Annotated in this window: 11 protein-coding genes; 2 read left to right on the top strand and 9 right to left on the bottom strand. The window is 57.6% G+C overall.

Features of this window, described 5'->3' with window-relative positions:
* Positions 1-264, top strand: a 264-nt coding sequence (locus CO660_RS31650; RefSeq protein WP_141504961.1) for a transposase domain-containing protein, incomplete at its 5' end; no start/stop codon positions are given.
* 130 nt (positions 265-394) lie between these two features.
* Here the strand turns inward: CO660_RS31650 and CO660_RS31645 are convergent.
* From CO660_RS31645 to nifH, 9 genes are all read right to left on the bottom strand, one after another.
* Positions 395-1,327, bottom strand: coding sequence for a cation transporter (locus tag CO660_RS31645; RefSeq protein WP_012489540.1), 933 nt, complete (start codon positions 1,325-1,327; stop codon positions 395-397).
* A gap of 221 nt (positions 1,328-1,548) precedes the next feature.
* The gene (locus CO660_RS34605; RefSeq protein ID WP_196411598.1) at positions 1,549-1,701 is read right to left on the bottom strand and encodes an IS66 family transposase zinc-finger binding domain-containing protein; all 153 of its coding nucleotides are present in this window, start codon (positions 1,699-1,701) and stop codon (positions 1,549-1,551) included.
* A 665-nt stretch (positions 1,702-2,366) separates the two neighbouring features.
* A complete protein-coding gene (locus CO660_RS31630; RefSeq protein WP_097601812.1) occupies positions 2,367-2,855 on the bottom strand; it encodes a NifX-associated nitrogen fixation protein in 489 nt (162 codons plus the stop codon).
* Between the two features lie 3 nt (positions 2,856-2,858).
* Positions 2,859-3,353, bottom strand: coding sequence for a nitrogen fixation protein NifX (gene nifX / locus CO660_RS31625; protein WP_008536565.1), 495 nt, complete (start codon positions 3,351-3,353; stop codon positions 2,859-2,861).
* On the bottom strand, positions 3,350-4,705 hold the full coding sequence (gene nifN / locus CO660_RS31620; RefSeq protein ID WP_012489543.1) for a nitrogenase iron-molybdenum cofactor biosynthesis protein NifN: 1,356 nt from the start codon (positions 4,703-4,705) through the stop codon (positions 3,350-3,352). The genes nifX and nifN overlap by 4 nt, the downstream gene beginning before the upstream one ends.
* Positions 4,706-4,714: 9 nt before the next feature.
* Positions 4,715-6,205 carry a nitrogenase iron-molybdenum cofactor biosynthesis protein NifE gene (gene nifE, locus CO660_RS31615; RefSeq protein ID WP_012489544.1) on the bottom strand — a complete coding sequence of 497 codons (1,491 nt, stop codon included), beginning with the start codon at positions 6,203-6,205 and terminating at the stop codon, positions 4,715-4,717.
* Between the two features lie 58 nt (positions 6,206-6,263).
* Positions 6,264-7,805 (bottom strand): nitrogenase molybdenum-iron protein subunit beta, encoded by a 1,542-nt coding sequence (nifK, locus tag CO660_RS31610; protein WP_018247184.1) that lies wholly within the window; start codon positions 7,803-7,805, stop codon positions 6,264-6,266.
* Between the two features lie 123 nt (positions 7,806-7,928).
* Positions 7,929-9,431, bottom strand: a complete 1,503-nt coding sequence (gene nifD / locus CO660_RS31605) for a nitrogenase molybdenum-iron protein alpha chain (RefSeq protein ID WP_064820025.1) — start codon at positions 9,429-9,431, stop codon at positions 7,929-7,931.
* Positions 9,432-9,538: 107 nt separating this feature from the next.
* Entirely contained in the window at positions 9,539-10,432 is an 894-nt protein-coding gene (gene nifH, locus CO660_RS31600) for a nitrogenase iron protein (RefSeq protein ID WP_040111861.1), read from the bottom strand.
* Positions 10,433-10,496: 64 nt separating this feature from the next.
* Here nifH and CO660_RS34415 point away from each other — a divergent pair, with 64 nt between their 5' ends.
* Positions 10,497-10,925, top strand: coding sequence for a hypothetical protein (locus tag CO660_RS34415; protein WP_064820026.1), 429 nt, complete (start codon positions 10,497-10,499; stop codon positions 10,923-10,925).
* Positions 10,926-10,997: the final 72 nt, after the last annotated feature.

Raw genomic sequence — 10,997 nt, 5'->3', positions numbered from 1 at the left:
TTCCTGACCGACGGCCGCATCGAACTCGACTCCAACATAGTCGAGCGAGCAATCAGACCCCAAGCGATCACGAGAAAAAATAGTCTATTCGCTGGAAGCGACGGTGGCGGCCGGACTTGGGCGACCATCGCGACGCTCCTGCAAACGGCAAAGATGAATGCAGTCGATCCGCAAGCTTGGTTGACCCAGACGCTTGAGCGCCTTGCGAATGGATGGCCCAGCAGTGAAATCGACGCGCTCATGCCATGGAACTACGCCGCCTGAACGGCCACGGCTTGTCGCTTACAAATTGACGCATGGTGGCTGGAAAAAACGCCGAGCTATGCATCCGGTTCGAGGATCACGCCCGCTATGGAATGCCTGCGATACAGGGCTCCAAATTCGGTTCAAAATCCTAATCCGCCCACTCAGGATCGGTTGTAAAGGCGATGGTGAGCCGACGACTCGGACCCTCGTTACCAATCGCGAGCCCGATTTCGTCACGGATCTTATCCCATTCCTGCAATTTCCTCGCCGGGAGGTCCTCTGAGACAACGAAATGTAGCTCGATTTGCCGGCCTCGGCCGACCCGGGCCACATAAGCCCGGTGGGATATGAATCCATGTCGTTCGATGATTGTTTTGGCGACCGCGTCAACTTGTTGTTTGAGATCTAATGGCGTAACAAGCAGTATGTCGGCGAGCGCTCGCCGAACCGTGCCCGCCGGAATGGGAATGATCACAATGCAGATTAATGCCAGCGCGACCGGGTCAATAAACGGCGAGATCCATTCGTAAGAAGACCCCTGAATGAAATATCCGATGGCAAACGCGACGAGTAACCCGATCGTTAGCCCGGCGGACATCAGCCAAGCTTTCGTATCCAGGGCAACGAAATCAGATTTGATCTTACGATTAGCTCGATCACCAATAACCCCCATGGTGGCTGTCACACCGAGTGTTACGACGGAGTAGACGATCGCTTGACTAAAGTTGAGCGGACGTCCCCCATGCAAAATGCTGCCGATTGCGTTGACAAGTGCGTAAACAGCCGACCCGGTTATGAGAATGCCGTTGAGAGCCAAGACTATGGGCTCAAGATGCCAGAACCCCATCGTGAAATGCTCGATAAGTTTTCCTTTGCTGGAGGGCGCTTCGGATGACGCGATGAGCTTTGTAACAAGCAGAGCTACGACAGTCATAGCAGCGTCCGTCAATGCGTAGACACCATCGAATATGATTGCGAACGAACCTGAAATGATCCCGAACAAAATGCCGATGCAGGCAAGGAGGATGGTAACGGCAATTGAAACGCAGAGAAGCCCCTGCTCCGTTCTCATGAAATTCATAGGCTCAGCCTTATAACTTACGTTTCTTTATGGTCCTCTGGACGCGGTACAGACCATCCAATTCAGCTACTGAAGCGAGCACATCCACTTTTGGATCAAGGTACCTTTTTAAATTCAAATGCTGACCTCTCCTGTCCAGTGGGCTCGCATGAGCGTCTTTCACATACCTGGCCACAAGACAAAATCGCCTCGCTGTGTTCTGGCAGTGCGGCCTCGACTATCTAAACAAGGGCCAATTTTGCTTTGCAGGTAAAGCGGGGCTGGACATGATGCACGACACGGAAGGAAGCATGAACATAGTCCAGCACTTCGCTGACGGTCTCGCCGCCGCGAATGAAGTCGGAGCCACCACAGATAGGGCATGAGCAGGCCACCTGTTACACGTCATCATGGCACGGCCGAGGTTGCAGAGCTTGCGCGGCGATAGGGCTCTCGACGCATCCACGTCATCCGGCAGGTTCGAATTCCGTTGACTCATGGTTGGATCTGATTTGATGAGAGGCGTTCCAAAGAACGCCGAGGTTTTCGCCCTCATGATAGGCTGTGGCTGACACCACGTTCTAGTCTAGCGATGATCGGATCGTCGAGCCCTTTGGCGACTCCTGTAATTACGGCTGGATTGCCAGATGGAAAAGAGCAGGCTTGCGATATACGCCCACTGAAGAAGCAACAAACTAGCCACCATTGCAACGATGACTTCGTGGATGGAATGCCAGACGAAGTAACTCGTTAGTGCCTTCGCCCAGACGACGAGCAGCAGGAGGCCGCAAAAGATTGTGAAACGCAACACCGTTCTCCTGATTTGTTCGCGAGATTGCGCAGCAATGTCGTCTGCGGCAACGAGAGTCTGGCAGTTCTTCAGGCGGCAACCGCCGCGTGGTTGAGAGCCATGATCATGCCAGTGAGCTCACCATCGAACTCTCGTTCTGGCCATTGCAAATGCTGAGATTTTGGCAGCGGCGGCGCGGGACTGCAGCTTGCGGACCTTCTTCAGCTGCTCCACAATGTCTGACATGATCTCTTTCCTCGAAAATTGATTTCATGATGCCCGCGCCACGTCGGGATAGGTTTCGATAACTTCAATAGCGTCATCGACCATTTTCGTGCCGGTCGCGGCGAGCTTGCCTAGCGTCTCAAAGCCGAACCGGTGGACATCGCGCAGGGTCTTCGACAGAACGACCAACCGTCCAGTCGTGAAAAGCAAGCGGCCGAAGCCCTCATGGCCGATCGTCATGATCGGCGATGCCAACAGGCCTGTGCACTCTTCGATCACAAGCCCCACGCAACTGTAAAAGTTCTGTAGCCTCCACAGCACATACGGATCCGGATCGCCTATGATCGGGATCTTACGGCGCTGCTCCTTGGTGAGGATGAAGTCGGCCAGCAGGTCAGTGTCCGATTTGCCTTCCCACGCCCCATGGGCATCCTGAGCGCGAATGAGCCTTATCAGGCATCTGAGAAAAGGGGTGGCGAGATCCCCATCCTCGTTGACAGCAGGGCCATCCGTACTTCCTGTCAATGTACCCATTTCTTAGTCCTCCTCATCGAAAGGCTTCTTTTCAATGGCGCCTGCTTCGGTTAGCACCTTGCGTAACCAGGGTGGCGGAGTAGTCCTGAGCATCGCCCGAGTTCGCGACAAAACATCTTCGATCAGTTGAGGATCGGATACTTTAATTGGGTGGATTTTGGCCGAAACAACTCGGGCTGCCGATGGCCCACCGATCGCCAGACAGAACAATAAGTGACAACCTTCCAACGCCTTCACCTTCGGGTTAATACGATCGACGTCCTCGTTCCGATGCTTTCCGCTCTGGTCGGAAACGTCTTCGAAGTCCAGGACTTCCACCAGTTTCCAGTCGTCGGGACTCACATCATAGACGACGAAACGTTTTGCCGATCCGAAATGGGCGTCGAGAGATTTCATATCTTGAGTGGCGATTGCGACGCGCAACGCGCCAGCCTTCCGTTTTGGAGCTGACGAGTGAACCCCGTCAGGGACGAGGGAAAGGCGACGAGCGGCGATCATCTAGGCAGTTCTCCTTTGCGGGAGGGATCAAGCGATCCAGGACACGGCGCGCGCTGATTGGCCTGGAAGATGTTGGAAACATCGAAGATCAGGTCGCGCGTTCCCTGATAGAGACTTGTGAGCTTATGCTGGCTGCCGAGTCGGTCGTATATCGGGAAGCCCACCCGCATGAGCGGAATCCCAAGGCGCTCCGCCGCTTGTCGTCCATGCGAATGCGTGACGAGAAGATCAGCGCCGACGGCAAGTTCTTCGAGATCGCCAAGATCACCGACCTGGAGCGATTCGGCCGGCATTTCCGCGAGTATTTTTGAGGTGCCGGTCGTGGTGACCGCTGCCGCGATTTCGGCGCCCATGCCGGTGAAGAAGGTAGCGAATTGGTAGAGCTGGTCCGGCTCCACAGCAATTGCGATTTTCTTGCCTCCGAAATGGAAATGTCCGTCGAGCAGGGCGTCCTGCAGCTGTGCTCGGCGACGGCGGATGTTTGCTGGCACCGGCGCACCAGAAATCTCAGAAAGAAACGAGACGAACCGGTCGGCTCGTTTCAATCCTGTCAGCGACTGGAACAATGCGTAAGGGACTCCCGTCCGGGTCCGCAGTAGCTCTGCGGGGCGGCGCATATGCTCGCCGATCGCGATACATTGCGCCGCCGTGCCAAGCTCTTGTATCTCGTCGACGGGAGTACCGCCATAGGTGGTCGGAACCCAACGATCGCCGGGCACCGTGCCGTCGAGAGAGCCGGAAATGTCCGGCAGGATCACCGGCTTCAGACCGAAGCTTTCGACCGTTTCGCGCAGAAGCTCGATGTCAGCGACTGTCAGATGCCATCCTGGTAGGATCGCAATCTTCTTTTGGTGGCGGCTCTGCTCGCCTGGAGTGGTGATGCGCTCGACCATAGAGATGACGGCCTTCGCCCATCCCTCTTCGATCGCTCCCTCGAAATCCGGGGTATTCGCCAGCACAACCTCCGTACCCGCGAGCTCATCGGCACGATCCCGCTTGATGTTGGCGAGATCGCCTGCGAAATCTTCGCCGCGGGTTTCCACCAGGGCTGTCGTGCAAATTCCGATCAGCTTGGGTTTTGCGCGCCTCTTGAGATTTAGGATCGCCTCTTCCAGATTGCCTGCGCCGCCAAGAATGGTCGCCACTGCGTCCAATGCCGTTGTCTGCAAGGGAATGGCTTCCTTAAAGTGCCGGACTAAAAGTACCAGCGCCAAGCTGGTGCAGCCCTGGCTGCCGTGGAACAGCGGCACGGCACGCTCGACGCCAAGAAAGGCGAGCGCGGCGCCGAGCGGCTGCGACGATTTCAGCGGATTGACCGCAGCTGATTTGGTCTGGGGAAAGACTTGAACCATCGGCTTTCCTCAACGCTTGCCGAAGCTGCCGGCGACCGCGCCGACAAAGTTTTGCAAGACGTACCCAGTCTCGTTCTCGCTCTTGGTATTCGTCAGTTCTTCTTCCACCGCATGCTGGCATTCCCACGGTGCCGGCTCCCGCACCTCCATCCAGATCGGATTGTGAATAGCAAGATCGATCTGGCGAACGAGCTCCACCATGCCGTCATAGCCGGCATAGGGGTGGTGGCGTTCCTGGTTGATATCGAGCCAAGGTGTCTTGGCCTTCAGCGCGATGAATTGCGTGCGCCCGCCAGACAACATGATGTCGGCTTTACCGTCGGCGAGCATGTTATAAAGCTCGCGCGGCGCCATCGACTCGAACAGGTGTTTTTCGTCTTTCAGGAGTTGCTTGATACGTTCCTTGTCTTCAGGCGTGGATTTCTTGACCGAGGTGCCCACGATCTCGATGCCCACCTCCATCAGCGCATGGACAACCGACCAGGACTTGACGCCGCCGGTGTTGAGCAACACGCGCTTGCCTTCAAGCCTTGGTCGATATGCTGCGAGTTTCATCCAGGCAATCGCCTCCTCCTCCGCGATCAATGCCTCGGTGCGCTCGAGGATTTCGGGATCCGCCCCCTGCATCACGAGCAGCTTGGCGATCTGTCTGAGTGCTTCCGAGGTGTCGGTAATTCCGTAAAAGGAGCCTTCGAAGAACGGGATATCCCAGAGCTCCTCCATTTTGCGGGCGAGGTTGATGAGTGCTGTCGAGCACACCAACATGGACGCCTTGGCGCGATGCGCAGAAGCAATGTCAAGATATCGGGCGTCTCCTGGAATGCAGGCCCTTACTCTGATCCCCAGCCGGTCAAGAAGCGGCTTTACCAGCCAAAACTCGCCGGATAGGTTGAACTCACCAATGATATTGATGTCGTAGGCGGTCACGTCGTTCGGCTCTACGCTGCCGATCACATGATCGAGCAACGCTTCACCGGCGAGCTTATTGCCAAGGTTCTTGGAGCCGGCAAAGCCCGGTGCGTTGACCGGCACCACCGGAAGGCCGAATTTTTCCGCGGCCCGCTTGCAGACGGCCTCGATGTCGTCGCCGATCAATGCTGTCACACAGGTCGAATAGACGAAAATCGCCGGTGGAGCATAGGCCTCCTTGATCTCGCGGATTGCTTTAAAAAGTTTCCGCTCGCCGTGCCCCATCACCACTTCGGTTTCAGTGAGGTCGGTCGTGAAACTGGTGCGCCAGAGCGTTGGACCTGAGGAAGCCGATCCGCGGTTGTCCCAGGAATTGCCCTCACAGCCGAGAGGCCCATGGATCAGGTGCGCGACGTCGGTGATCGGCTGCAGCACGATCTTGGCGCCATCGAAAGCGCATCCGCCGGCTGCCGCCCCGGGGATCAGCGGCTTCGAACAGCCGTTTTTGCGCGCCTTGGAATCCTTGCTGCGGTTCTTCTCGCAGGCAGGCTCGTCAAAGACATCCTGGACTTTAGCATTGAGCAAGGGCATTGCGGTCTCCAAGTTCAGATGAAGGCGGCCGGCCTCACAAGGCCGACCGCCGCCGCTCCTAGCGGGTCAGGTCGTAAGAATAGTCCGTCACACCCGGCTCGCTCGTCTCGCGATCGAGCTTGTCGAAGATCTTGTCGAGGATCGTCGTCAGGACGCGCAGGCCGCCCTGGTAGCCCATGAGCGGGAAACGGTGGTGATGGTGCCGGTCGAATATCGGAAAGGTCAGCCGGATCAATGGGGTGCCGGTGTCGCGCTCGAGATACTTGCCATAGGAATTGCCGATCATAAGATCAACCGGCTCGGTAAAGAGCAGCGAGCGCAACGCCCACAGGTCCTTGCCCGCCCAGACCTGGGCATCCTTGCCGAAGGGCGAGGATGCGAGCAACGCCTTCATCTCGGCTTCCCAGGCCGACGTGCCGTTGGTAGCAAGGCAGTGGGTCGGCTCACCGCCGGTTTCCAAGACGAACCGGGCAACGGCGTAGACGAAGTCAGGATCGCCGTAGATCGCGTATTTCTTCCCGTGCAGCCAGGCTTGGCTATCTGCCATAGCGTCGACGAGACGGCCGCGTTCCAGGCCGATTGTCGGAGGAATTTCCTTGCCGGTAATCTCCGAGACCTTCATCAGGAATTCGTCGGTCGCCTGAACACCCAGCGGATAATGGAACGAAGCCGTAACCTGACCGACCTCCTTGCAATATTCCAGCGTTTTGCGCGTGTTATAGTGCTGCAGCGACAGGGTCGCTTCGGCATTCAACGCCGTTTTCAAGTCCTCGATCTTCGTGCCGCCGTCATACATGCGGTACGTACCGTCAGACGGCGTGTCGAACTGGTCGGAGGCATCCTGGATGAAGATGTAGGATACGCCCATCATGTCGAGCAGGCGCTTCAGTTCGCGGTTGTTGCCGACGCAGAAGCCGTCGAAGCCGGGAATGATGTTGATGGCTTGAGCAACCTCCTTCCGCTCGTTGCCTTTCCAGAAGTTCTCCAGAATGCCCTTGATCATGCCGTCATAGCCATCGACGTGGCTGCCGACGAAGGCAGGCGTGTGGGCGAAAGGAACATCGAAGTCGTGCGGGACCGACCCTTCGTTCTTTGCGTTTTCGATGAAGCCGTGGAGGTCGTCTCCAATGACTTCGGCCATGCAGGTGGTCGAGACGGCGATCATCTTCGGATCGTAGAGCTTGTATGTATTGGCGAGCCCGTCGACCATGTTCTTCAACCCGCCGAACACTGCCGCGTCCTCCGTCATCGAGGACGAGACCGCCGATGAAGGCTCCTTGAAGTGACGCGACAGATGCGAACGGTAATAAGCGACGCAGCCCTGGCTGCCATGGACGAAGGACATCGTTTGCTCAAAGCCTGCGGCTGCGAAGACGGCACCGAGCGGCTGGCAGGCTTTGGCCGGGTTCACGACCAGGGCTTCGCGGCCCAGGTTCTTTTCGCGATACTCCCAGGTCTTCGTGAAGTCGTTTTGATCGGCAACGACCTGATCCGGGTGGGGGCATTCGAAATTGGCTTTCTTCTCGGCGAGCATCTGCCTGTATTCCGGCTCGCGGAACAGGGGAGCATGGTCGAGAACTTTTTCCGCCGACTGCGGCATAGTAAGCACCTTTCTTTTCATCGCGCCGCACCGGTGGCGGCAATGGGATGTCATCTGTCACGAGTGCGGATCAAGTCCGATGGGAAGAGCCTGGCCTGCCCCTTCCCAAGACAGGCCAGGCTCTCATTCGGCCGCAACCGCCTCAGCTGGCGCGGCCTCTTTTTTCCAGGGGACGTCGTAGAGATCCCACACCGGATTATTGATGGCCAGATCCATGTCGCGGGCGAATATGGCGAAGCCGTCATAGCCGTGATACGGGCCGGAATAATCCCAGGAGTGCATCTGGCGGAAGGGGATGCCCATCTTCTGCACCGGATACTTCTCTTTAATGCCGGACCCAACAAGGTCGGGGCGGATGCCTTCGATGAACTTTTCCAGCTCGTAACCGGTCACGTCGTCATAGATCAGCGTACCCTTGTTCACATAATGGCCGGTGCGCTGATAGTCGTCGTTGTGGGCGAACTCGTAGCCGGTGCCGACGATCCGCATGCCGAGGTCCTCATAGGCCGTGATGACGTGGCGAGGACGCAGGCCGCCGACATAGAGCATCACCGTCTTGCCTTCGAGGCGCGGCCGGTACTTGTCGACGACAGCATCGACCAGGGGCCGGTACTTGGTGATGACAGCCTCGGTCTTGTCGACGATTTCCGGACCGAAGTGCTTGGCTATTTCGCGCAGGGAGGTTTCGATCTGGGACGGACCAAAGAAATTGTATTCCATCCACGGGATGCCGTATTTTTCCTCCATGTGCCGACAGATGTAGTTCATCGAGCGGTAGCAGTGGATGAGGTTCAGCTTGGCCTTTGGCGCGCGCTCGACCTCAGCGAGCGTGGCATCACCCGACCAGTTGCCGACCACGCGCAGCCCCACCTCCTCCAATAGAATGCGCGTAGCCCACGCGTCGCCACCGATATTGTAGTCGCCGACGACGTTGACATCGTAAGGGCCGGTCTCAAACTCGACTTCGTTCTTGTCGAAAACCCAGTCACGGATGGCGTCGTTGGCGATGTGATGGCCGAGCGATTGCGAGACGCCGCGGAAGCCCTCGCAGCGCACCGGCACGATCGTCTTTTCGTGCTCCTTGGCCTTCTTGCGCGACACCGCCTCAATGTCGTCGCCAATCAGCCCGATCGGGCATTCCGACTGCACGCTGATGCCGTTGTTGAGGGGGAAAAGCTCCTCGATCTCGTCGATGACCTGTTCAAGCTTCTTGTCGCCGCCGAACACGATGTCCTTTTCCTGGAAGTCTGAGGTGAACTGCAGCGTCACGAACGTGTCGATGCCCGTCAGGCCGACGTAGTAGTTGCGGCGTTGCGACCAGGAATAATGACCGCAACCGACCGGCCCGTGCGAGATGTGGACCATGTCCTTGACCGGCCCCCATACCACGCCTTTGGAGCCGGCATAGGCGCAGCCGCGGATCGTCATCACGCCCGGAATGGACTTGATGTTCGATTTGACGTCGCATTCGGAAAGGGCCTTCGGCTCATCGCCAGGCTCGTCGCGGCTCGTTGCGACGCTGAGGTGCTTCTTGCGGCGCTTCGCCGCCTTGTCTGGATATTGCGCTAACACTTCCGCAATGAGCTTTTCATGCAAAACGCTGTCATTCTCGTAATCAAGGCTCATGGGCCCCTGCCCCCTTTCAAGGTTCGGGTTAGGTCGTCGTCGCCGAAGCGTCTTTCGTGGAAGGACGCGCTGGCTCAAGGGCCAGCGCGTCCTGTCGACAGCGGCAGTTATTGAGCCGCAACCACCGCTGACTCCTTGGCCTGTAATTCGGCCAGCATCTGCTCGTCGCTCTTCATGATGCCGAAGTCGAGCAGCATGTCTTCGAGCTCTTCCATGGTAATCGGGGTCGGAATGGTCCCTTGGCCCGAATTGGCATGGATCTTCTCGGCTAGCGCCCGATATTCCCCGGCCTGCTTGGAGTCCGGCGCGTACTGGATCACCGTCATCTTCCTGAGCTCGGCGTGCTGGACGATGTTGTCACGCGGCACAAAGTGGATGAGCTTGGAATTGAGCCTGGCAGCCAGCGCCTCGGAGAGGTCGAGCTCGCGGTCCGTCTGGCGCTCGTTACAGATCAGGCCGCCGAGCCGCACGCCGCCGGAATGGGCATATTTCAGGATGCCCTTGGCGATGTTGTTGGCGGCATAGAGCGCCATCATCTCGCCGGACATCACGATGTAGATCTCCTGGGCCTTGTTCTCACGGATCGGCATCGCGAAGCCACCGCACACCACATCGCCGAGCACGTCATAGGAGACGTAGTCGACATCGTCATAAGCACCGTTCTCTTCGAGGAAATTGATCGAGGTGATGACGCCGCGCCCGGCGCAGCCGACGCCCGGTTCCGGACCGCCGGACTCCACGCACTTGATGCCTTTGTAGCCGGCCTTGAGCACGTCCTCGAGCTCAAGGTCTTCCACCGAACCTTCCTGCGCCGCCAGATGAAGAACCGTGTCCTGTGCTTTGGCGTTCAGGATCAGCCGGGTGGAGTCGGCTTTCGGGTCGCATCCGACGATCAGGATCTTCTGCCCGAGGTCGACAAGCGCTGCGAGCGTATTTTGGGAGGTGGTGGACTTGCCGATCCCCCCTTTGCCGTAAAATGCGATTTGACGCAAATCTACCATATCGCCTTCCTTCTTTCGTTCCATCCATCGCTGAGTAAAAGGCAGGCAGCTCGCGCCGCCTCGCATGGCAATCTTCAAAACCCGTGCCATGTGGGCCGATCGAGCCGAAGGAAAGATCTTTTTGGTTGGGTTTCAGAAAGTTACTCCGAACCACCACAGGAAACTGCCAAACAAACCTAATGTCGCCGATCAGACAAAGCCGACAGACGGTGTCGTGATGGCATCACTTGCACCGCTAGGTCGACCGCGACTATCAGCAGGACAACGGATCCGAAAACTGGAGACAATCGCACCCAGCTCCCAATCGAAAAATGTTGAAGCTTTCGATCCTGACCTGCCGCTGACGGCGATTAGAGCCTCGGCGGTCTTGAACCGCTCCCAAACGTTGGACCACCGGATGCTAGAGTTTTCCGGCTTCATTCAGGGAGGCGGGCTGGTTGCGCCTCCCGAATTCACCAACGAGATCGGCGCCTTGTTGCCGATCGCACCATGAGGTCTTTCCTCATTGTACAACACGACGACAGAACACCCACGGGACCGAGGTTCGCGAGCTTCTGTATCCGTG

Origin of the sequence: Rhizobium sp. L9 (assembly GCF_002531885.1) — a bacterium.
In the GTDB taxonomy this organism is placed as follows: domain Bacteria; phylum Pseudomonadota; class Alphaproteobacteria; order Rhizobiales; family Rhizobiaceae; genus Rhizobium.
This window is presented reverse-complemented; position numbering and strand designations above follow the sequence as displayed.